This window comes from Pseudactinotalea sp. HY158, from assembly GCF_009660225.1.
Lineage (GTDB): Bacteria > Actinomycetota > Actinomycetes > Actinomycetales > Beutenbergiaceae > HY158.
Window position 1 is genome coordinate 872,609 of sequence record NZ_CP045920.1, and the last position, 21,448, is coordinate 894,056.

At 70.2% G+C, this 21,448-nt stretch carries 28 protein-coding genes; 27 read left to right on the forward strand and 1 reads right to left on the reverse strand.

All coding sequences use genetic code 11. The features are described from left to right. Window positions 1-114: 114 nt before the first annotated feature. The 5 genes from GCE65_RS03850 (at window position 115) to GCE65_RS03870 (ending at window position 1,979) form a co-directional block, all read left to right on the forward strand. Entirely contained in the window at window positions 115-336 is a 222-nt protein-coding gene (locus tag GCE65_RS03850) for a hypothetical protein (RefSeq protein WP_153877441.1), read from the forward strand. Further along, window positions 327-746: a PIN domain nuclease gene (locus tag GCE65_RS03855; RefSeq protein ID WP_153877442.1), complete on the forward strand. Its 420-nt coding sequence runs from the start codon at window positions 327-329 to the stop codon at window positions 744-746. The genes GCE65_RS03850 and GCE65_RS03855 overlap by 10 nt, the downstream gene beginning before the upstream one ends. A 209-nt stretch (window positions 747-955) precedes the next feature. Next, entirely contained in the window at window positions 956-1,189 is a 234-nt protein-coding gene (locus GCE65_RS03860; RefSeq protein ID WP_152817521.1) for a toxin-antitoxin system, read from the forward strand. Next, complete coding sequence (locus GCE65_RS03865) at window positions 1,186-1,611, forward strand: type II toxin-antitoxin system VapC family toxin (protein ID WP_153877443.1); 426 nt, start codon at window positions 1,186-1,188, stop codon at window positions 1,609-1,611. The genes GCE65_RS03860 and GCE65_RS03865 overlap by 4 nt, the downstream gene beginning before the upstream one ends. Next, window positions 1,608-1,979, forward strand: coding sequence for a GNAT family N-acetyltransferase (locus GCE65_RS03870; RefSeq protein WP_228760103.1), 372 nt, complete (start codon window positions 1,608-1,610; stop codon window positions 1,977-1,979). Before GCE65_RS03865 ends, GCE65_RS03870 begins: the two co-directional genes overlap by 4 nt. Before the next feature lie 145 nt (window positions 1,980-2,124). On the opposite strand, the gene GCE65_RS03875 is transcribed toward GCE65_RS03870, so the two are convergent. Then, entirely contained in the window at window positions 2,125-2,631 is a 507-nt protein-coding gene (locus GCE65_RS03875; RefSeq protein ID WP_153877444.1) for an SgcJ/EcaC family oxidoreductase, read from the reverse strand. A 63-nt stretch (window positions 2,632-2,694) separates the two neighbouring features. On the opposite strand from GCE65_RS03875, the gene GCE65_RS03880 reads away from it, so the two are divergent. The 22 genes from GCE65_RS03880 to GCE65_RS03985 all read left to right on the forward strand — a co-directional run bounded on the left by GCE65_RS03880 (window position 2,695) and on the right by GCE65_RS03985 (window position 21,424). Further along, window positions 2,695-3,183 (forward strand): MarR family winged helix-turn-helix transcriptional regulator, encoded by a 489-nt coding sequence (locus GCE65_RS03880; protein WP_152817522.1) that lies wholly within the window; start codon window positions 2,695-2,697, stop codon window positions 3,181-3,183. 137 nt (window positions 3,184-3,320) lie between these two features. Further along, window positions 3,321-3,602, forward strand: coding sequence for a type II toxin-antitoxin system RelE/ParE family toxin (locus tag GCE65_RS03885; RefSeq protein WP_153877445.1), 282 nt, complete (start codon window positions 3,321-3,323; stop codon window positions 3,600-3,602). Between the two features lie 14 nt (window positions 3,603-3,616). After that, window positions 3,617-3,916 (forward strand): HigA family addiction module antitoxin, encoded by a 300-nt coding sequence (locus tag GCE65_RS03890; protein WP_152817523.1) that lies wholly within the window; start codon window positions 3,617-3,619, stop codon window positions 3,914-3,916. Between the two features lie 43 nt (window positions 3,917-3,959). Beyond that, a complete protein-coding gene (locus GCE65_RS03895; protein ID WP_152817524.1) occupies window positions 3,960-4,235 on the forward strand; it encodes a hypothetical protein in 276 nt (91 codons plus the stop codon). Further along, window positions 4,214-4,744, forward strand: coding sequence for a putative immunity protein (locus GCE65_RS03900; RefSeq protein ID WP_194928821.1), 531 nt, complete (start codon window positions 4,214-4,216; stop codon window positions 4,742-4,744). The genes GCE65_RS03895 and GCE65_RS03900 overlap by 22 nt, the downstream gene beginning before the upstream one ends. 73 nt (window positions 4,745-4,817) lie before the next feature. After that, the gene (locus tag GCE65_RS03905) at window positions 4,818-5,114 is read left to right on the forward strand and encodes a type II toxin-antitoxin system RelE/ParE family toxin (protein WP_153877446.1); all 297 of its coding nucleotides are present in this window, start codon (window positions 4,818-4,820) and stop codon (window positions 5,112-5,114) included. A gap of 104 nt (window positions 5,115-5,218) precedes the next feature. After that, window positions 5,219-5,479, forward strand: coding sequence for a type II toxin-antitoxin system Phd/YefM family antitoxin (locus GCE65_RS03910; RefSeq protein WP_153877447.1), 261 nt, complete (start codon window positions 5,219-5,221; stop codon window positions 5,477-5,479). Further along, on the forward strand, window positions 5,480-5,734 hold the full coding sequence (locus GCE65_RS03915; protein ID WP_153877448.1) for a Txe/YoeB family addiction module toxin: 255 nt from the start codon (window positions 5,480-5,482) through the stop codon (window positions 5,732-5,734). 96 nt (window positions 5,735-5,830) lie between these two features. Beyond that, window positions 5,831-6,160: a nucleotidyltransferase family protein gene (locus tag GCE65_RS03920; RefSeq protein ID WP_152817526.1), complete on the forward strand. Its 330-nt coding sequence runs from the start codon at window positions 5,831-5,833 to the stop codon at window positions 6,158-6,160. After that, window positions 6,157-6,492, forward strand: a complete 336-nt coding sequence (locus tag GCE65_RS03925) for a DUF86 domain-containing protein (protein WP_153877449.1) — start codon at window positions 6,157-6,159, stop codon at window positions 6,490-6,492. The genes GCE65_RS03920 and GCE65_RS03925 overlap by 4 nt, the downstream gene beginning before the upstream one ends. A 202-nt stretch (window positions 6,493-6,694) precedes the next feature. Then, a complete protein-coding gene (locus tag GCE65_RS16225; protein ID WP_194928898.1) occupies window positions 6,695-6,928 on the forward strand; it encodes a hypothetical protein in 234 nt (77 codons plus the stop codon). Between the two features lie 279 nt (window positions 6,929-7,207). After that, window positions 7,208-7,576: a carboxymuconolactone decarboxylase family protein gene (locus GCE65_RS03935; protein WP_153877450.1), complete on the forward strand. Its 369-nt coding sequence runs from the start codon at window positions 7,208-7,210 to the stop codon at window positions 7,574-7,576. 93 nt (window positions 7,577-7,669) lie between these two features. Then, window positions 7,670-8,029 carry a helix-turn-helix transcriptional regulator gene (locus GCE65_RS03940; protein WP_153877451.1) on the forward strand — a complete coding sequence of 120 codons (360 nt, stop codon included), beginning with the start codon at window positions 7,670-7,672 and terminating at the stop codon, window positions 8,027-8,029. Then, complete coding sequence (locus GCE65_RS03945) at window positions 8,026-8,772, forward strand: cation transporter (RefSeq protein WP_153877452.1); 747 nt, start codon at window positions 8,026-8,028, stop codon at window positions 8,770-8,772. Before GCE65_RS03940 ends, GCE65_RS03945 begins: the two co-directional genes overlap by 4 nt. A gap of 572 nt (window positions 8,773-9,344) precedes the next feature. Beyond that, the gene (locus GCE65_RS03950; protein WP_153877453.1) at window positions 9,345-10,568 is read left to right on the forward strand and encodes an MFS transporter; all 1,224 of its coding nucleotides are present in this window, start codon (window positions 9,345-9,347) and stop codon (window positions 10,566-10,568) included. A gap of 206 nt (window positions 10,569-10,774) precedes the next feature. Next, complete coding sequence (locus tag GCE65_RS03955) at window positions 10,775-11,983, forward strand: Nramp family divalent metal transporter (protein WP_153879157.1); 1,209 nt, start codon at window positions 10,775-10,777, stop codon at window positions 11,981-11,983. A gap of 47 nt (window positions 11,984-12,030) precedes the next feature. Further along, the gene (locus tag GCE65_RS03960) at window positions 12,031-12,846 is read left to right on the forward strand and encodes a putative protein N(5)-glutamine methyltransferase (protein WP_153877454.1); all 816 of its coding nucleotides are present in this window, start codon (window positions 12,031-12,033) and stop codon (window positions 12,844-12,846) included. 99 nt (window positions 12,847-12,945) lie between these two features. After that, the gene (gene aroA, locus GCE65_RS03965) at window positions 12,946-16,098 is read left to right on the forward strand and encodes a 3-phosphoshikimate 1-carboxyvinyltransferase (protein ID WP_153877455.1); all 3,153 of its coding nucleotides are present in this window, start codon (window positions 12,946-12,948) and stop codon (window positions 16,096-16,098) included. Beyond that, on the forward strand, window positions 15,980-17,203 hold the full coding sequence (locus tag GCE65_RS03970; protein WP_228760104.1) for an acyl-CoA dehydrogenase family protein: 1,224 nt from the start codon (window positions 15,980-15,982) through the stop codon (window positions 17,201-17,203). Before aroA ends, GCE65_RS03970 begins: the two co-directional genes overlap by 119 nt. Further along, the gene (locus tag GCE65_RS03975; protein ID WP_153877456.1) at window positions 17,200-18,060 is read left to right on the forward strand and encodes an SDR family oxidoreductase; all 861 of its coding nucleotides are present in this window, start codon (window positions 17,200-17,202) and stop codon (window positions 18,058-18,060) included. Before GCE65_RS03970 ends, GCE65_RS03975 begins: the two co-directional genes overlap by 4 nt. 6 nt (window positions 18,061-18,066) lie before the next feature. Continuing rightward, window positions 18,067-20,199 carry an FAD-dependent oxidoreductase gene (locus GCE65_RS03980; protein WP_153877457.1) on the forward strand — a complete coding sequence of 711 codons (2,133 nt, stop codon included), beginning with the start codon at window positions 18,067-18,069 and terminating at the stop codon, window positions 20,197-20,199. Next, complete coding sequence (locus GCE65_RS03985; RefSeq protein ID WP_153877458.1) at window positions 20,192-21,424, forward strand: beta-ketoacyl synthase; 1,233 nt, start codon at window positions 20,192-20,194, stop codon at window positions 21,422-21,424. The genes GCE65_RS03980 and GCE65_RS03985 overlap by 8 nt, the downstream gene beginning before the upstream one ends. Window positions 21,425-21,448 lie beyond the last annotated feature (24 nt).

The following is a 21,448-nucleotide window of genomic DNA, read 5'->3' on the forward strand; positions in this document are numbered from 1 at the left end:
TGTCTCCCGGGAGCGACCACTCCAGGTTCGCGAGTTCGTCGGTGCGATCATCGGCCGGCGGAGGACCTTTCGGAGGTTGATATCGTGATATCATCTCACCTGGAGGTGGTCGCGGTGACGAACGTGCTCATCCGAGGACTCAGCGTCTCGACTGTCGAGCGGATCGATGCTGAGGCTTCAGCATTGGGGTTGTCCCGCAACGAGTTCCTCCGCCGGAAACTTGAGGGGGACAGTCCTCGGTCGGCGGAGACGACGACCGAGGAGAACTGGCGGCGTGCCGGTGAGATCTTTGCCGATCTTGCGGACCCGGACGTGATGGCTGACGCGTGGCGGTGACGGGTTGGCTGCTCGACAAGTCGGCGTTCGTGAGGCTCGAGCTCGACCAGGTTGTCGACGCCGAGGTGTGGAAGACCAGGATCGATCGGGGCCTGGTGCGGATCTCGACGATCACTCGCCTGGAACTCGGGTACTCGGCGCGGACGGGGGCTGAGGGGCGAGAGGGGTTCCGTCAGCCCCCGGTCTCGTTGATGCCAGTGGAGCGCATTACTCCTGCGATCGAAGACAGGGCTGAGGAGGTGCAGATGCTTCTTGCCGACCGGGGGCAGCATCGCGCGCCGTCAATCCCGGACTTGCTGATCGCCGCCACGGCTGAGAAGGCGGGCCTCACGGTGCTGGCCGTGGACAAGGACTTTGAGCTGATCGCCGAGGTCACGGGGCAGTCGGTCGAAACGCTCGCGCAGCGCTGACCAACGTCTTTGCATGAGACTGCCCTATGTGCGGCGACGTGGTCGAGTTCCGATTCAATGTGTGATTGCGTTCCACAAAGCTGTAGTGCTGACCGCCCCGGTTGCCTGACGAGACGGCCGAGGCGGTGTCGTCTGATGGATCGTGTGCTCCGCTGATGAGGCTGCGTCGATCGCGCTATCATGAGTGATAGCAGAGGAGGTGGTTGCCGATGTCGTCCATCATCGTTCGCGGTCTCGACGACGCCGTGAAGCAGCAACTCGCCACGCAGGCGAAGGAACACGGCCGATCCATGGAGGCCGAGGTCCGCGACATCCTGACCAAGGCAGCGCGACGGCCGCACATCGGCATGGCGTTGCTGGCTGCCGCTCAAGAGGTCGGCGGTGTCCAAGAACTGCCGATCCCAGTGCGCGATGACGTCGCACGGTCGGTGGACTTCGGGTGATCGTCCTCGACACGAACGTCATCTCGGAGGTCTTTCGGCCCTCGCCGGAGGCGCGCGTCGTCGGTTGGCTCGCGTCGCTGACGGGGGACGTTTCGATCACGTCAGTGACGCTCGCCGAACTGCTCGCAGGCGTGCGGAGACTGGCGGACGGTCGTCGCAAGACAGAGCTGACGAAGCACATCGAATCGGCGCTCGGGCCGTACCGGGGGAGTCGTTCGGTGCTGCCGTTCGATGAAGCGGCGGCGGAGTGCCACGCGGACGTGCTTCTCGCCCGCGAGGCTGTAGGAGTGCCGATCAGCACGGCCGATGCGCAGATCGCTGCGATCTGCCTGGCGCACGACGCGACCTGCGCGACGCGGAATGTCAAGGACTTCGCGAACACCGGCATCGACCTGATCAACCCGTCGAGAACTGACGGATGACGTATTCCGTGCTCGACGTCATCGCTCACGAAGATCTCACCGGGGTGAACCGTGTGAGCTCCGGCGACTCTTCGACGGCGAGTATCTCGATGATTTCGGAGAGTGGGATCGAACAGCCTTATGGCTACGCACCGCACGATGTTCACGTCATCGCGCGCACCGACGGTCGCGTAGTCGGGCACGTGCGATGCGCCCACCGTGAGATTGATATCGGTCTCGAGACCGTCGCGATCGCGGGAATCGGCGGTGTCCTGGTCTCCGATGAAGCGCGAGGGATACGCCTCGGGGGCTCGCTCATGGAGCGGGCAGAGCAGTCGATGAAGGATCATCACAGCGTCGCCTTCGGCTACCTGGGCTGCCGGAAGTAAGTCGTTCTCCGAGGCGTGTGGGTGGACGCGGATCGTTGCCCGCGAGAGGTCGATCGGGCGCAAGGGTGCGCCTGTCGTGGATGAGCCGGGCCAGCCGATCCTCATCCGACCCATCGGCGCGTCGCTGGAGTGGTGGCCGGACGGGTCACGGCAGGCTGATTTCACGCCCCCTTCCGATCCCGAAGTGCCGGGCCAGTCTGGTCATGCACCTGGACATCTTCGACGGCATCGCCTCCGGGTCGGGGACGGTCAGTGGGCGCTGCCGACCGTTCTGGATCGCGGCGATGCGCCAGCCATCCGTGGTGCGGATACACGTCACGATCTGCCGGGACAGTCGCCTCTTGGGCAGCTCGCTGCGCCAGGGCATCAGGACCGACGCGTTGCCGACTAACACCGCGGTGTTGTCGCCGACGAATCGTAGCGACTCGATCTCGCCGACCATGGCCGACCCGGCGAGTACTCCGCGGAACAATCTGTCGTGATTGTCCTGCAGCGATGCCCGGCCGGCTGCCCAGCTGCCGTCGTACGAGACGTAGTCGGCGTCGTCGGTGAACAGTGCGCCGAACTCGACCGTGTCGCCTCGTGTCCATGCAGCGCAGAAGCTCCCGAAGAGTTCACGAACTGCTGCTTCCCTTGTCCGCTCGTCAAACACGACGATCAGTCTCCTTGTTGTGATAGTCTTTCTTTCGCACGAACGAAACACTATGGAGTTGTCATGTCGAAGTCAAGGCCGGTGATCCTCGATGAGCTCTCGACTGCCGGACGGGAGCTCAGCAACGCGGCGGTGCTCTTCCATGCGGCCGTGAGTCGTCAGATGGCAGTCAGCCCGGTCGAGGAGAAAACCCTCGACCTGCTCCAACGCGAGGGGCCCCTGGCAGCGGGCGATATCAGTGCGCGAACCGGGTTGGCGCCTGCCTCGGTGACCGGCCTACTCGACCGACTGCAGCGCAAGGGGTACGTGAGTCGGCACAAGGACGCCACAGATGGGAGACGGGTCGTCGCGGAGGTCGAGCCCGGTCTCGAGGAGCGGTTTGCGCACCTGTTCGAGCCCTTCGCCCAAGCACTCGCCGGCCTCTATGCGAAATACACCGACGATCAGCTCGCCACGATCCTCGACTTCCTCGAGCGGACCGCTCGTCTTCAGTCCGATGCGGCTCGCGCGCTGGCCGAGGTGTCCGCCGACGCGGCGCGAGCGAACCGCTGATGCGATCGCGGACGCACCGATCGGGCGTATCGGCCGCTGTGACTCGTCGTCCTGCAGGCGGCTCCATCCGTCGGGATGCGGTGGAGTTCCGGTTTAACGTCTAGCGTTATTGACGCTTCGCGTTATATGCTGGTCTCGTGATCAGATCTTTCGCTGACCGCGACACGGAGCGCATCTGGCGTCGTGAGCCAGCGAAGCGACTTGATCCGCGAATTCACAAGACAGCGAACAGGAAGCTGCACCTGCGGGACGCTGCCACGGTGTTGGACGCGTTGCGCGTTCCGCCCGGCAACCGCCTTGAAGCGCTCAAGGGTGACCGGCTCGGACAGCACAGCATCCGCATCAACGATCAGTGGCGGATCTGCTTCCGGTGGACCGATGCTGGTGCTGAAGACGTCGAGGTCGTCGACTACCACTGAGCTGAGGAGGGGCGATGTCCGAGAAGCTCTACCCGCCGATCCACCCCGGGGAGGTCCTCATGGAGGACTTCATCGAGGGCTTCGGCATCACGCAGAACAAGCTCGCGGTGGCGATCGGCGTGCCCCCGAGGCGCATCAACGAGATCGTGCACGGAAAGCGTGCGATCACTGCCGACACCGCCCTGCGCCTGGGCCGGTACTTCGCGATGGACCCGCAATTCTGGCTCAACCTGCAGACGCGGTACGAGCTTGAGGTCGCGCAGAGCCGCGTCGCTGATCAGGTTGCCGCGATCGCGCCCCTGCGGACCGCGTGACAGGCGGCACGAGCGTCGTTGAACAGAACGAGGCACGGGTTCGATGAGCGACTTCGTGGTCGATGGGCAGAGCGCACGTGCGACAACTGCTGAAGCGGCCGTCGACATCAACACGGCTTCGCCGTCGGATGCTCGTGGTCTGGCAAGCGTGATGGCTGCTCGCGGCGGTACGACCGAAGGTCATCTCGATCCCGCCCGACGCCTGATCGAGCAGCTGCCGGTCCTGCTGATCGCAAAGAGTAGTGGTGTCGCAGTCGGCTGGTGCGGCACCCAGAAGCACTCGAATATTCTTACCGCGTGGCGTCGATTCAGGCCTTGAGCGATTCGGACCGGCGGGTGCTCGCTCGGTGGGCGCTGTCATGTGCTGAGCGAGTGCTTCCGCAGTTCGATGCCGACGCTGCTGCGTACGCTGAGATCCGCGATGCGGTGGACCGTACCCGTGCCTACAGCGCCGGGGCGAGCAGCGCCGGCGAGGAGATCAAGAAGCGTTTGGTCGCTGTGAAGGCGGCCAAGGCGGCGACGACTCCGGCCGGTGCTGCCGCAGCGCGGGCGGTGGGTCAGGCGGCCGCGGTCGCGCACATGGGGGCCCACGCGCTGGGAGCTGCCGCCTACGCTGCCAAGGCCGTTTCGCTGGCTCACCCGGATCGACCGGAAGCCGTGCAAGAAGAAGTGCGATGGCAGATCGCGGATCTCACAGATCGTGAGCGTGAAGCGCTGCATCGGCTCCCACCCCTCGGAGCTGACACATCTGGACCGCTCGGGCAAGGCCTTCTGTCGCGCGGCGTGCTCGGCTCAGTGATCCGACAAATCCAGGCGGCGATCGGCTAGAGACCGCTCGCCGGGCCTCGGGCACCGGCTCTCCCGAGAATGTACATTTCGGGGTAGTCTCGGCACGGTTCGCATCGCTTCCACCGCGCGTCGCCAGATCCGCGAGCTCTCGCGTGACGGTCAGGAGCGGGTCATTGCCGTGCTCTCCCTGCTCGCGGACGAGCCTCGACCCCCGGCGTCGAAGAAGCTCACCGGCCGTGACGCCTGGCGCGTTCGCACGGGAAGCTGGCGACTCATCTACGAGATCCACTATGACGAACTCCTCGCCATAGTCGTCGCGGCGGGGAACAGGATGCTCAACGGCCCAGAGGATCTCCTGGCAGTACGAGTCCACTTGGGCCGTCTCCTCGTAGACAGCGTCCCTCAGTAGGTCGGCGCGCACAGGCCTCGCTGATCGTGGCCCGCGACGTGACTCGGCGACGATGGTTGGTACCGTAAGCGGGTACCACTCGTCCGAATGGGGAGGCTCTCGTTATGTCTATCAGCGCAAGCGAGGCGCGCAAGACCCTGTTCCCTCTGATTGAGCGAGTGAATGCGGACCGTGATGCCGTCGAGATCGTCTCTCGTAAGGGCAATGCAGTTCTGATGCCGGCTGACGAGTACGCCGCGTGGCAGGAGACCGCCTACCTGTTCCGCTCGCCGGCCAACACCCGCCGCCTGCTCGATGCCTACGACCGTGCCCGCGGTGGAAGAGTCGAGGTCCACGACCTCGATCGCGCAGACGACGAAGCCTGAGTGCGTCTGGTCTGGGACGAGTCGGCCTGGGAGGACTACAAACACGGGCAGACCGCCGACCGGAAGATCCTGAAGCGCATCAACACGCTGATCGACGCCTGCCTGCGCGAACCGTCCTCCGGGATCGGCAAGGCCGAACAGCTGAAGTACGGAGCGCAGGGCTCGTGGTCGCGGCGCATCACCGATGAGTACCGACTGGTCTACCTCGTGGACGACGAGGACCCCGTGATTCTTCAGGCACGCTACCACTGCTGAGTCACATGGCCGTATGTGTGGGCACGTGGTGGAGTGTCGGTTCAACGTGTAGGGCGCTCATGTCGAACGGGCACTGTGGCCGGTATCCTTAAGGGCATGCCTGGGAGCACCGCGACGCCCGAGACGCTCGCCCTTCGCGAGCTCATCGACGCGCGTCGCGACGAGTTCCAGGTGCTCCTTGACCGATACGGCGCGACCAGCCCGAAGCTGTTCGGATCCGTCGCCCGCGGCACTGCGCACCCGGGGTCCGACATCGACATCCTCGTCGAGATGGATCCTGTGGACGGGAACCTGCTCATGCGGGCCTCCGGGCTGATGGAGGAGACGCGAGCACTGTTCGGTCGCGACGACATCGACGTGTTCCCGCTCCAGCTGCTCAGGCAGCCGATCTCGGACTCGGCGCTCGCCGAGGCAGTTGCCCTGTGAGCCGCGACCATGCTCAGCGCATCACCGACGTTCTCGAGGCAGTCGAGCGATGCCGGCGGTACGTCAGTGCTCTCGGCGGCGATGCAGACGTTGTGGAGATGGCGGAGGACGCGATCGAGCGCAACCTGCAGATTATCGGCGAAGCTGTGAACCATCTTCCCGAGGACATCACCAATGCGCACCCGGAGATCGCCTGGCCGCAGATCCGGGGCTTCCGCAACATCCTCGTCCACCAGTACTTCGGAGTAGACGCGGACGTCGTCCGCGATGTCGTGGAGATCCACCTCCCGCCGCGCGCCGAGGCGCTGCGAAAGCATGTCGCCGGCAACTGATCTCGGCCCGGCCCGGGCCGGCAGTGCAGCGCCTGGGGTGTGAGGGCCCTTCACAAACGAGGGATGCTCCTGTATCGCGCACGTGTCGGTCTGCTTCTGTCTGCGCCCCGTGCCTTCGGATGATGTCGGACAGGCCAGTGAAACCAACGATGTCGGTGCTTGGCGACGCGCTGCGTCTTACAGGATGTAAGACAATTGAGTCATGACTGCGACGATCACCTTCCGCCCGAGGATCGAGATCGGTGGCATCCGGACTCGCGTACTCGCCGAGCAGGGGAGTGCCGTCGACCCGAGTCGGCTCGGCGACACGGCCGTGGCGCGGGTCGATGCGGAGGCGTCGGCGTTGGGTCTGTCTCGCAACGAGTTCTTGCGTCGGAAGCTCGAGGGTGACGGCCCGCGGCCGACATCGCGCTGCGTCGACCCCTGGACCGCATGACGGCTCTCGTGGAGCTGGCGGCCTGATGTTCCCTCGCGGGATGCTTGCTGCCCGTGGGAGGCGAGGTGGTCGAGCACGCTGCCGCCGGGACGTCCTTCCGCGACTCGAGCCACCACGCCTGCGGCCTGCGCGTCACGCGCACTCTGAAACTGCAAGTCCCGGGTGCGTCGTCGGCGAATATGGACTGCTGAGCCGCGTGCCTCGACCGGCGCGGGGGCTCCGACGCCCGGCGGCCACCGCTGCTAGCCTGGCCGGTCCCCACCGACCGAGGAGCACATCGTGGAATTGAGCATGGCCAAGGGCGAGCGGTTCATCGCGGACACGCAGTCCCCGCAGGGCGCCGCGGCCTGGAAACGGCAGCTCGACGAGTTCGCGCCGGGCGCCTCGGACTGGGTGGTCGGCGCGGTCTTCGGCGGCACCTATCAGCGAGAGGGCCTCGAGCTGCGCGACCGGCAGATCCTCAACATGGCGGCCCTCGCGGCCATGGGCGGCACCGAGCCGCAGCTGACCGGCCACATCCGCACCGCGGTCGACGTCGCCGGCATGAGCAGGGAGGAGGTCGCCGAATGCTTCGTGCACCTCATGCCCTATATCGGCGTGCCGAAGGTGCTCGCCGCCATGCGCTGCATGTCGGCCGCGTTCGAGTAGAGGCCTACGGACGGCGCCCGGTCGCCGTCCGCACCCGCCGGCGGTCGATCCATTCTCGCCGTCACTGGTCAGCGTCTGCTGTATAGTCACCGCGTGCTGACCATTGCTTCGCGTCTCGACGTCATGAACCGGCTCGGTCGGGCCATGGCCGATCCGACGCGCTCCCGCATCCTCATGACCCTGCTCGACGGCCCGAGCTTCCCCGCGGTGCTGTCGCGGACGCTGGAGCTGACCCGCTCGAACGTGTCGAACCACCTGAGCTGCCTGCGTGACTGCGGGATCGTGGTCGCCGAGCCCCAGGGCAGGCAGACCCGCTACGAGATCGCCGACCCGCACCTCGCCGCGGCCCTTGACGCCCTGGTCGACGTGACCCTCGCCGTGGACGACAGCGCCCCCTGCATCGACCCCGCCTGCTCCGTCCCGGGCTGCTGCGACGCCGAGGTCGCCCGGTGACCGCGCTCCTCACGCCGGCGCGCACGAACGTGCTTCGGCGCCGGATCAGGATCGTCGTAGCCGTGACGATCACCTGGAACGTCGTCGAGGCGATCGTCGCCCTCCTCGCCGGTGCCGCCGCGTCGTCTGCGGCACTCATCGGCTTCGGCCTGGACTCCATCGTCGAGGTGCTCTCCGCCGCCGCGGTGGCGTGGCAGTTCGCAATACCCGATCACGAGCGGCGGGAGAAGGTCGCGCTCCGGGTCATCGCGGTGTCGTTCTTCGCCCTCGCCGCCTACGTCTCGGTCGACGCCGTGCTGTCGCTGACCGGCCTGCGCGAACCGGGGCACTCGCCGGTGGGCATCGCCGTCGCCGGGCTGAGCCTGATCGTCATGCCGTTCCTCAGCTGGTTCGAACGCCGTACGGGGCGCGAGCTCGGCTCGGCATCCGCCGTCGCCGACTCGAAACAGACACTCATCTGCAGCTATCTCTCGGCTGCGCTGCTCGTCGGACTGGTGCTCAACGGCCTGCTCGGCTGGGCCTGGGCGGACTCTGCGGCCGCGCTGGTGATCGCCGTGTTCGCTGTGCGTGAGGGCGTCGAGGCGTGGAAGGGCGATGCCTGCTGCGCCGCACCGGTCGTCGAGCTCACCGGGGAGCGCGGACTCGCCGGGCACGGTCGGCCCGGCCTGTCCGATGGGGGCCCGTGCGTGGGGGCTTCAGCGTCCGAGGCCGCGCCGCACCGCGTCGAGGGTCGTCTCCGGTGAATCGTTGAAGCAGAGGTGCGCCCCCGGCTGGACGGCCACGACGGTGTTGACGACCCGCTCGAAGATCGGGCTGTAGCGATGCGAGCCCGAAGCGTATTCGCATCCTGACCCGGCCAGGGCGTGAAGTCGATGACCGACGGATCCATCCCGATCTGGAGGACGCGTGGCCGGTACATGGGGCCAGGCTACGCGCCGTCGGTGAGGATGGAGAAAGTCCGGCCGGTCGACATGATCGTGTCGCGGACGGCGCCCGCCATGGTGGGGATGCGGCCGCCCGCGAACCGGACTCGACCCCAGCGTGTGCGAGTGCCTACGTCACATGAGTGGCGGACCCTGCTCGACCGTGCTCTGGTCGCAGAGTCCGCGGCTCCGCTACTTGTCTGAGGACTTGTGTAGACTCGTCCTCATGACCGAGTGGCTCATCCTTCGTCGCCGCGTCAGGACGTGACCCGACCGGCCATCCTGTGCGCGGAGTGATTCCACGTGTCGGCACCCAGCTCATCGCAGCCTCACGCCCGTCCGTGTGTCGACGGTCTACGGGCGTGATCACGCGATCGGACCGAAAGAAGCACATGACCTCACCCACACCCCACGCCCGCGCCCGATGGGGCCTGTGGGCGCTGACCGCAACCCACTCCGCGAACGACTTCTACACCGGCGCGGTCGCGGCCCTGCTTCCCTTCTTCGTGCTCCGAGCCGACTACTCCTACGCGGCGGTCGCCGGAATCACGCTCGCGGCGACCGCGCTGTCGAGCGTCGCCCAACCGGTGTTCGGGTATCTCGGCGACAGATACGGAATGCGCTGGATGAGCGTGGTCGGACTCCTCGCTGCCGGAGGGGGCATCGCACTGAGCGGGATCGTCGCGGACTCCTATGTCGCCGTCTGGATCGCCGTGGCGATCTCCGGAATCGGCGTCGCGGCCTATCATCCGGCGGCGACCATGGAGGCTCGCGAACTGGGCGGGGGCACGAGCGGATCGATGAGCCTCTTCTCAGTCGGCGGGAACGTCGGCGTGGCCCTCGCGCCGTCGGCCGTCATTCTCGTCGTTGGTGTGTTCGGCCTGCCGGGCTCGGGCCTGCTGATCATGCCCGCGCTCGCCCTGGGGGTGGTCTACGTGGCGGTCTCCCGGCGACGGCTCTTCTCGCGTTCCATGCCCGCCGGGCCACCGCCTGCGGCGACCGCCGCCGGATCCGATGACTGGCGTGCCTTCATGTGGCTCACGGCCGTGCTGGCCACGTGGTCGGTCGCCTACGTCGGCACGTCCACCTTCGTCTCCCTCTACTCGATTCAGCGGTTCGACGTGACCGCCGGTGTCGCATCGATCGCGTTGTCACTGTTCCCCGCGGCCGGGGCGATCGGCACGCTCGCGGGCGGATGGCTGGCCGACCGCTTCGGGCGGCTCCGCATCGTCCGCCTGGGGTACCTCCTGGCGGTGGGATCCCTCGCTGCCATCGTGCTCGCGCCGTCTCCCGTGGCGGTCATCGTCGCGACCGCTGCGCTCGGGACGAGTCTGTTCCTGCCATTCGCCGCGCAGATCACCCTGTCGCACTCGTACCTGCCGAACCGGATCGGGGTGGCGAGCGGGGTCACGTTGGGATTGACGCTCTCGCTCGGCGGCCTCGTGAGCCCCCTGCTCGGGGCCGTCGCAGACGGGGGGAGCATTCGGATCGTCTTCGTCATCATGGCCGCGCTGGTCGCGATCGGATTCGGCCTCTCCTTCGTCCTCACCGACCGCCGGACCGGCTCGACGACGCGCCATGCGCCGCAGGGCCCGCCCGAACTGGAGCGAGCGTGACTGATCGGCGGTGCCCATCGGCGGCCGGTCGCCCCGGCCGCCGCCCGAACCCGCGGCCATATGCTTGGGTCCGCGGAGCCCGCGGGTGCGGGCTCGGGTGAGGAGACCAGGTGGCGGCGGCGCGTGATCCCGGCCCGCGCGGCGAGGGCGCCCGGCTCCCCGGAAGAACGCGGCGCCCCCGAGGAACGCGGCGACCGGAGCGTCGCCTGCTGCACCTGCTCGGACCGGCGTTCGTCGCCGCGATCGCCTACGTCGATCCTGGGAACGTGGCCGCGAACCTCTCGGCGGGTGCCGGTTATGGGTACCTGCTCGTCTGGGTGCTCGTGCTCGCCAACGCGATGGCGGTCATCGTGCAGTACCTCTCCGCCAAGCTCGGCCTCGTGACCGGGCGGAGCCTGCCGGCGCTGCTCGGTGAGCGGATGCCTCGACGCTCTCGGCGCGCGTATTGGGTGCAGGCCGAGCTCGTGGCCGCGGCGACCGACCTGGCCGAGGTGATCGGCGGGGCCATCGCCCTGCAGATCCTCTTCGGGGTGCCCCTGGTGGCCGGCGGTGTGATCGTCGGCGTGGTGTCGATGGCACTGCTCACGGTGCAGTCCCGCCGGGGGCAGCGCATGTTCGAGTTCGTCGTGATCGGGCTGCTCGTCATCCTCACCGCCGGGTTCCTCGCAGGCCTGGCCGTGAGCCCGATCGAGTGGGGCGGCCGGGACGGCGTGGCGGGCGGGCTCGTGCCTCGATTCGAGGGCACCCCGACCGTGCTGCTGGCGGTGAGCATGCTCGGGGCCACCGTCATGCCGCATGCGATCTACCTGCATTCCTCCCTCGCCCTGGATCGTCACGGAGCCGGCGGCGACGAGGACCGCGTGCGCAGGCTGCTGCGGGTCAACCGGTGGGACGTCGCCCTCGCGCTGTTCGTCGCCGGCGGGGTCAACATCGCGATGCTCCTCGTCGCGGCGTCCGCGCTGCGCGGGGTCGAAGGGACCGACACGATCGAGGGCGCCGCCGCCGCGATCAGCACCCATCTCGGGGCGGGTGTCGGCGTGGCGTTCGGGATCGGCCTCCTCGCCTCCGGGCTCGCCTCGACCTCGGTGGGCAGTTACGCCGGCGCGCAGATCATGGCGGGGCTGCTCCACATCCGGGTGCCGCTGCTCGTGCGGCGGGCCGTGACGCTCATCCCGGCACTCGTCATCCTCGCGGTGGGGGTGAGCCCGACCTGGGCGCTCGTGCTGAGCCAGGTGCTCCTGTCGATGGGAATCCCGTTCGCGCTCATCCCGCTCGTGCGCTTCACGAGCCGGGCCGACCTCATGGGCGAATTCGTCAACGGCCGCGTGCTGCGACTCGTGGCCGTCGCCGTGACCGCGGCGATCGTCGCCCTCAACTTGGTCCTCCTCGGGCTCGTCCTGACCGGGAACGGATGACCTCCCGGCCCCGGCCGTGACGGACCAGCTGTACTAGCCTGGTGAAGATGTCGGATCCACCCGGACTCACCGAGCCGGAGATCGCCGCACGGCTGCGGGCTGCGGGCTGCGTCTTCGCCGAGGACGAGGCCCGGCTGCTGCATGCGAGCGGCACCGACCCCGCCGAGGTCGCCGGGAGGGTCGAGCGGAGGATCGCGGGTGAGCCGTTGGAGCATCTCCTCGGCTGGGCCGAGTTCGCCGGCCTGCGGATCCCGGTGGCGCCGGGGGTGTTCGTGCCCCGGCGCCGCACGGAGTACCTCGTGGTGCAGGCACGCGCCCGCACCGCGCCGGGGGACGTCGTCCTCGATCTGTGTTGCGGTTCCGGCGCGCTGGGCATGGCCCTCGCCGCGGCGGTTCCCGGGGTCGAGCTCTACGCGGCGGACAGCGAACCCGCCGCGGTCGCCTGCGCCCGGGCCAACCTCGCCCCGCTCGGCGGGCGGGTGTTCCAGGGGGACCTCTTCGACGCGCTGCCCGCCGCGCTGCGGGGGCGGATCGACACGGTGCTGTGCAACGCCCCGTACGTGCCCACACCGGGAATCGACTTCATGCCACCCGAAGCTCGGCTGCACGAGCCGCTCGTCGCCCTCGACGGCGGCCCGGACGGCCTCGCGGTGCAGCGGCTCGTGGCCGCGAGCGCCGCCCGGTGGCTCGCCCCCGGCGGCACGCTGCTGATCGAGACCGGCGCGGATCAGGCCGCGCGGACGGCTGCTGCGTGCTCCCGGGGCGGCCTCGAGGCCCGGATCGCGCACTCACCCGAGCACGGCGCGACCGTCGTCCTCGCGACGGCCCCTCCCGCCGACGCCCGCGAATCCCGGCCGGGCTAACCCCTTGGAACACCCCGGTGCGCATGGGTAGCGTCATTGGTAGCCGGGCGGAACGTTCCGCCACGGCGGACACAGTCTCACCCGAAGGATCTGGTCGGCATGCGCTTATCAGTGGTCGGCAGCACCGCACGAGTGCACGGGGCGGTCGATGTTCCCAACTCCAAGTACCACGCCCATCGGGCGCTCATCCTCGCCTCCCTCGCCCCGGGAACGAGCCGGATATCGGGGATGAGCGACGCCCGGCACGTGCGCTACACGGTGTCGCTGCTGCGCTCCCTGGGGATCCGCATCGATCACGAGGACGATGCGTTCGTGGTCCACGGCCGCCGCTATCACGCCCGGCACGAGACCATCTCGGCGGGCAGCTCCGGCTCGACCCTGTACTTCATGGTCGGGCTCGCCGCGCTCGCCGACGCCCCGCTCACGGTGACCGCCCAGAAGTACTTCCGGCGCCGCCCCATCGGGCCCCTGCTCCAGGCACTCCGCGACCTCGGCCTCGACGTCTCGTCCGCGACGGACTGCCCGCCGATCCGAGTCGGTGCCGGCCGGCCACGGGGCGGCCGCGTGCACATCGACGGCATGCTCTCCCAGTGGATCTCGGCCCTGCTGCTCGTGGCCCCCTTCGCCTCGGAGCCCACCGAGATCGTCGTCGACGGACCCCTGAACGAACGCACCTACATCGACCTGACGATCCGCATGATGGCGCGCTTCGGGCTCACCGTGACGGCCGCCGCCGACGGGCGGCGCTACCGGATCGAGCCCGGTCAGAGTGCTCGGCCCACGGATCTGCGCCTGCCGCCGGACATCGGATCGGCGGCCTTCGGCCTGGCGGTGGCGGCGCTGCGGCCGAGCGACGTGCTCCTGCGGGGGCTCACCCGCGCGGGCTCCGACGGCGTCGATCATCCGGAGGCGGGGTTCCTCGACGTGCTCGGCGAGATGGGCGTGCCGATGAGCGTGGACCGGGAGGCGGGCGGACTGCGGATCCAGCACGACGGCGTGCGCCTGCGGCCGGTCGACATCGACTGCCGGGCCATGCCGGACATGCTCCCGATCCTGGCGACCCTCACGTGCCGGGCCGACGGGGACAGCGTGCTGCGCAACGTCGAGCACGTGCGGTTGAAGGAGTCCGACCGGGTCGTCTCCATGCTGCAGCTCAACGAGATGGGCGGCCTGCTCCGGCTCGACGGCGGTGACCTGCACGTGCGCGGGGTCGACTCGCTGCGCAGCGCCCACCTGTCCTCGTTCAACGACCACCGGGTGCTCATGTCGCTGTCCGTGGCGGCGGCGGCCGCCGAGGGACGCTCCACGCTCACGTTCCCCACCGCGTACCGGATCTCCTACCCGCAGTTCCTCGAGGCGATGCAGACCCTGCACGTGGACATGGAGGTCGAGCCCGACCTCGCCGATCCGGGCGGGCGCCGCCGGCCGGCGCGGGTGAGCGGGGCCGTGGAGAACGAGGAGAACGCGGCCCGGGTGACCGGACCCGAATGGGTGCGCCGCTGGGCCCGGGAGAAGCCGCACGCCCTCGCCGTGGTCGACGTCGCCGGCGACCGGACCGACCACGTCAGTTGGCGCGAACTGGACGCCGAGGGGGACGCCGCGGCCGCCGTGCTGCTCGGGCTCGGGGTGCGCCCCGGCGACCGCGTGGCCGTGCAGCTGCCCAATCGGCGCGAGTTCGTGGTCGCCGCGCTCGGGGCTATGCGCATCGGCGCGGTCATCTGCCCGATCATGCCGATCTTCCGGCAACGGGAGGTGGCCGACGCGCTCGCACGCACCGGTGCGCGGGTGCTCATCGTGATCGACAACTACCGTGGCCGACAGCACGATCGGGAGGTCGCCGAGATCCTCGAGGGAGAGCAGGGCGGGGCGCTTCCGCTGCGGCACGTGCTCGTGCTCCACGGCACGCCCGGCACCGGACACGTGCTCCCGCGCTGCGGCCACCCCGGCGTGACCTGGCAGCCCTGGCACCGGGAGATGGCCGTCGCCCGGCCCGACCGGGCGGCGATCGACGACGTCGCGCCCCATCCCGCCGACCCCGCCCAGCTGCTGCTCACCTCGGGAACCTCCGGGGAGCCGAAGGGGGTCGTGCATCGGCACGGCACCCTGAGCCGCGCCGCCTGGATGGAGGTGGAACACCTCCGGCTCAACTCCTCGGACTCGATCTTCGTGCCCTCGCCGCTGGCCCACCAGACCGGCTTCCTCTACGGCATGTGGCTCGCGTTCACGCTCGGGGTGCCGCAGATCCTCCAGGCCACCTGGGATCCGGAACGGGCGCTGCGCGCACTGAACGACTGGGACGGCACGTTCGTGCAGGCGGCCACCCCGTTCCTGAGCGACCTCGTGCACGAGGTGGAGGCGGGTGGGCTCCGCCCGCGGGCGCTGCGGATCTTCGTGGCCACGGGCGCCGCGGTGCCGCGGGCGCTGGCGGAACGGGCCACCCGGGTCCTGGGTGCCGGCGTCTGTGGGGCGTTCGGGACGACCGAGACCGGCCTCGCGACGCTCGGCTCCCCGGACGATCCGGCCGCGCGCGCCTGGGGGACCGACGGCCGGGCGCTCGCGGGCATCGGGATCCGGGTCGTGGACGATGGGGGCCGGCGCGTCTCGGCCGGGGTCGAGGGACACTTCGAGCTCAGCAGCCCGACCGTCTTCGACGGGTACCTCGACCGCCCGGACCTGACGGCCGAGGTGATCGCCGCGGACGGCTGGTACCGCACGGGGGACCTGGCCACGATCGACGCGGACGGATACCTTCGCATCACCGGCCGGGTCCGCGACGTCGTCAACCGCGGCGGCGAGAAGATCCCGGTCTCCGAGATCGAGCAGCTCCTGCACACGCTCGAGGGTGTGGAGGAGGTCGCCATCGTCGCGATGCCGGATGCGCGGCTGGGGGAGCGGGCCTGCGCGTTCGTGGTCCCCGCGGCCGGCGCCCGGGTGACGTTCCGCACGATGCAGCGCTTCCTCGACGACGCGCGGGTCGCCAAACAGTACTGGCCCGAACGGCTCGAGGTCGTCGAAGAGCTCCCCCGCAACGCCGTCGGAAAGGTCCAGAAGTTCCGGCTGCGCGAGGAGGCGGCACAGTTCACGCACCAGCGGTTCGAGATGCTCACATCACCGGTGAAGGAGAACGAGGACGATGGCAGCGACGTCAACGATGGAGCACCAGGCCCCCGGCGGGCGGGAAGGGCGGATCGACCGACGCGAGTTCGAGCAGATTCTCGGGCAGGTGACCGCCTGGGTGGATGGCCCCGGTGAGGCCTGGTCCGAGGAGATCGAACGGTCCGGACACGTGCCCCGTGAACTGTTCGAGGAGATCAGGCGGCACGGCTTCCTCGGCCTGGCGGCCCCGGTCGAACTCGGCGGCCGGGGACTGGGCTTCACCCAGTGGATGAGACTCATCGAGGAGTTCTCCCGATCGCACGCCTCGATCCGGATGCTCGTGCACGTGATCAACGGCACCTGGCGGTCGATGAACCCGCACGCCACGCCGGCGCAGCGGGAGCGGTTCGTGCGCCCGTCGGTCGCCGGCGACCTGCTCATCGCGTTCACGCTCACCGAGCCCGGCAACGGCACCGGGGCCGACCTGACCAGCCGGGTCCGGCGCGACGGCGACACCTACTACCTGACCGGGCGCAAGCACCTCATCACGTTCGGGGCGCACTGCGACTACTGGCTGCTGTTCGCCCGGCTCGAGGGGAGCACGGGCAGCGACGGCACGGTGGCGCTCCTCGTCGCCCGGGACTCGCCCGGCGTCACGGTCGAGGACACCTCGGACACGATGGGGGTGCGCGGCACGGACCACGCGAGCCTCACGTTCGTCAACACGCCGGTGCCGGTGGCACACCGGCTCGGCGAGGAGGGAGACGGGCTCGCGATCGCGCTGGGCGGATTCCTCACGCCCAGCCGCATCTCCGTGGCGATGAGCTGCGTCGGGTTGGCCGAGCGCGCCCAGCAACTCGCGGTCGACTACGCCCGCGGTCGCGTCACCTTCGGCAAGCCGATCGCCTCGCGGCAGGCGATCGCGTTCATGATCGCCGACAACGAGGCGGAGATCGAGGCGGCGCGGGCCCTGACCATGCACGCGGCCCGGCAGTGGGAGGACGGCTCGGATCGCGCGTCCGCGCTCTCCTCGATGGCCAAGCTCACGGCCGTCGACATGCTCACCCGGGTCACCGACCGGGCCCTGCAGATCCACGGCGGCTCCGGCTACTGGAAGAGCGCGCCGATCGAGCGGGTGTACCGGGATGCGCGCGCGCAACGCTTCGAGGAGGGCACGAACGAGATCCAGCGCACCGTCATCGCCCGCGACGTGCTCGCCCGAGCCGACCAGGCCCGCCCGATCGAGGAGGCCGGCGCGTGAGCGCCCCGGGCGAGGGCCGCCCATCCGATCCGCACCACGGCGGTGAGCACGCCGGCCGGATCGCGGTCGTCACCGGCGCCTCCCGCGGCATCGGCCGCACCCTCGCGCTGATGCTCGGCCGGCAGGGGGCCACGGTCGTCGTGAACTACCGCACGAATTCGGAACTCGCCGCCGAGGTGGTCGCCGAGCTGCGCCGGTCCGGAGGGGAGGGCATCGCCGTGCGGGCCGACCTGGAGAACCCCGAGGAGATCGTGCGCCTGTTCGAGACCGTCGCCGCCGAATACGGTCGGATCGACTACTTCGTGAACAACGCGGCCGCGTCCGCGTTCAAGCGCGTGCTCGACCTGCGCACCCACCATCTCGACCGCTCCTATGCGATGAACGTGCGACCGTTCGTCCTCGGCGCCCAGGAGGCGGTCAAGCTCATGGACCGGGGCGGGCGCATCGTCGCGGTCTCCAGCTACGGCAGCATGCGTGCCTTCGCCACCTACGCGCTGCTCGGCTCCTACAAGGCCACGGTGGAGTCGTTCATCCGGTACATGGCCGTGGAGTTCGCCGGCTACGGGATCACGGTCAACGGGGTGAACGGCGGGCTCATCGAATCGGACTCCCTCGACTACTTCTACTCCCTGCCGGGCATGGCACCGATGCCGGCGGTGATCGAGACGATCCCGCTCAGGCGCGCGGGCACCGCGGCGGACATGGCCAACGCGATCGACTTCCTGCTCTCCGAACGGGCCGCCTACATCACGGGCCAGACGCTCGTCGTCGACGGCGGCATGACGATCTCGGCCGCCCCGTACTATCACGACACGTCCAGCCCGCTCGGGCTGCCGGAGCGGCCCGGGCGGGAGTGAACCGTCATGACCTCCCCATCGACCGCCTACCCCACGGCGCGACGTCCGGTCGCGATCGGCACGTTGACCCTGCCGCACCGGATCGTCATGGGGTCGATGCACCTGAACCGGGAGACCGGCGACCCGGGCGCCCTCGCCGAGTTCTACGCGACCCGGGCCCGCGGCGGGGCCGGCCTCATCGTCACCGGCGGAGCCGCCGTCTCCCGGGTGGGCGCGGGCGGGCCCGGCTACGCACTGATCAATGACGACGCCCACGCGCCCGTGTGGGCGCGTGTCACCCGGGAGGTGCACGAGGCGGGTGGGCTCATCGCGCTGCAGCTGTTCCACGCGGGCCGGTACGCCCACGAGTCGACGTTCGGCCTGCGGCCGGTGGCGCCCTCGGCGGTCTACTCCCGGTTCTCCCGGTGCGAGCCGGTGGCGCTGACGGAGGAGGGCATCGCCGACACGATCGAGGCGTTCGCGGCGGGCGCGGCCCGGGCGTTCGAGCTCGGGTTCGACGCGGTCGAGGTCATGGCCTCCGAGGGGTACCTGCTCAACCAGTTCGCCTCACCGCTGACGAACCGGCGCGACGACGCCTGGGGCGGGGACGCGGCCCGGCGTCGACGGTTCCCGGTCGCGGTGGTCGGCGCGGTCCGCGGGGCCGCGGGCACCGGGCCGGTGCTCGTGCGGATGTCGGGTGCGGACCTGATGCCGGGCTCCTCGACGCCCGAGGAGACCGGCGCGCTCGCCGTCGACCTCGTCCGGGCCGGCGCCGACGCCCTCGACATCGGGATCGGATGGCACGAGTCGCCGGTGCCGAGCGTCCAGTCCCTCGTGCCGCACGGGGTCTGGGCCGGGGTCGCCGCGGGCATCCGGGGCGTGCTCGCGGGCGCCGGCGCCGCCGTGCCCGTCATCGCCGCGGGCCGGGTCAACACCCTCGCGCAGGCCGAGGAGATCCTCGCCGCGGGAGCGGCCGACCTCGTGTCCATGGCGCGCCCGTTCCTCGCGGATCCGGCGATCGTGGCCCGGTCCTTCGCCGGCCGGCCAGAGCTGGTGAACACGTGCATCGGCTGCAACGAGGCGTGCATCGACCGGTCGTTCGGGACCGCCGCGGTCTCGTGCCTGGTCAATCCCCGGGCCGGTCGCGAACTCGACTATCCGGCGTCACCGGTGGACGTGGTCGACCGGGTGGACCGGGCCCAGGCCCGGGCCGGGCGCCGGCGGCGCGTGGCGGTCGTCGGCGGCGGCCCGGCCGGGATGGAGGCCGCCCGGGCCGCGGCCGCGAACGGTGCCGACGTCACCCTCATCGAATCGGGCCGGCGGATCGGGGGACAGTTCCTCCTCGCCGGGCTCGTGCCGGGCAAGTCGGACTTCCTCGAGACCGTGCGGTACTTCGAGAACGAGCTCGCCCGGCTCGGGGTCGGCGTGCGGCTGGGGGAGGAGGTCCGCGGAGCCGCCGGGGCGGACATGCTCGCGGGGTTCGACCACGTCGTCCTCGCCACCGGCGTGCGTCCCCGCCGGGTCGAGATCGACCACGACGGATCCGCACGCCTCCTCGACTACCGGGCCGCGTTCGCCGATCCGGGCGCGCTCGGCCGGCGCGTGGCGGTCGTCGGGGCCGGCGGCATCGGCGTCGACCTGGCCCACCTCCTCGCGGAGCCCGCGCCCACCTCGGCCGCGGCCGCGAGCCTGCTGTTCCTCGCCCGCCACGGCCTGGCTCCCGGCGCCGAGCCACCCGCCACCGGCCCGGCCCGGCAGGTGACGATCATGCGCAGGTCCGGGTCGATCGGCGCGGGGATGGGCGTGAGCACCCGCTGGGCCGCCGTGCAGGCGATCCGGGCCGCCGGCGTCGTCACCCTGTCCGGGGTGACCTACGAGTCGATCGACGCCACCGGGGTGCACATCCGCCACGACGGCGCCCGCCGCCTCGTGCCGGCCGACACCGTCGTGATCGCCGCCGGGCAGGAACCGCACGCGCCCCTCGCCCCCCGCCTCACGGCCGCCGGAATCCCCGTCACGGTCATCGGCGGCGCCCGGAGCACCGCCGGCCTGCGCGCGGTGGAGGCGTTCGAGGAGGGGCTCCGGGCGGGCACCGCCGCCGCGACCGCCCCGCCCGACCAGGGCACCGTCCGCACGAGAGAGGCAGCGCAGCATGGATGATCGCGTCGTCATATCCGGCATCGGCTCCGTGACCCCGCTCGGCACCACGACCCGCCAGACCTGGGCGGGCCTGCTGGCGGGGCGCTCCGGCGTCGATCGGATCAGCCTGTTCGATCCGTCCGACCTGCCGACCCGGATCGCGGCCGAGGTGCACGGATTCGACGCCGGGGCATACCTGGCGCCGAAGCAGGCGAACCGGACGTCCCGGACCTCGCAGTTCGCCGTCGTCGCCGCCCGGGAGGCCGTCCGGGACGCCGGCCTGCCGGGCGACCTGTCCGAGACCGAGGCGGCCGTGATCCTCAACAGCGCCGTGTCGGGCTTCGCCGAGGTGCAGGAGGCGACCGAGGCGTTCCATTCCGGGGGCACCCGGCGGATCAGCCCGCGGTTCGTGCCCTCCTCGCTCACGAACATGCCCGCCTGCGAGATCGCGATCGACCTCGGCGTGCACGGGCCGGTCAACGCGAGCGCGCTCGCGTGCGCGAGCGGCGCCCACGCGCTGGTGGAGGCGCGCCGGCTCGTGCTCTCCGGGGACGCCGACGTGGTGCTCGCCGGCGGCGCCGACGCCTCGATCACCCCGGTCATGTTCGCGGGCCTGAGTGCGATGCGGGCGCTCTCGCGCCGCAACGACTCGCCGGCCGAGGCGAGCCGCCCGTTCGACGCCGACCGGGACGGCTTCGTGTTCGGCGAGGGCGCGGTGGTCATGGTCGTCGAACGCCTCTCCCGCGCGCGGGCCCGGGGCGCGACCGGCTACGCCGAGATCCTCGGCGGGGCGCTCACGAGCGACGCCTTCAACATCGTCGCGCCGGAGCCGAGCGGGCGCTACGCCACCCGGGCGATCACCCGGGCCCTGCGTGCCGCCCGGCTCGACCCGGGCGACGTCGACCTCGTCTGCGCGCACGGCACGTCGACGAGGGCGAACGACCGCACCGAGACCGCCGCGCTCAGGCAGGCGCTCGGGGCCGCCGCCGACGACGTGGCCGTCTCCGCCCCCAAGTCCATGGTCGGCCACCTCATCGGCGCCGCCGGGGCCGTCGCCGGGCTCGTGTGCGCGCTCGCGATCAGCGAGGGAGTCATCCCGCCGACGCTCAACTACACCACCCCCGACCCCGACTGCGACCTGGACTACGTGCCCGGATGCGCGCGGGAGCAGTCGGTCCGGCACGCCTTCACGAACGCGTTCGGGTTCGGCGGGCAGAACTGCGTGGTCGCGTTCGGGGCGATCTGACGACGCCGCGCACCGGGCACCCGC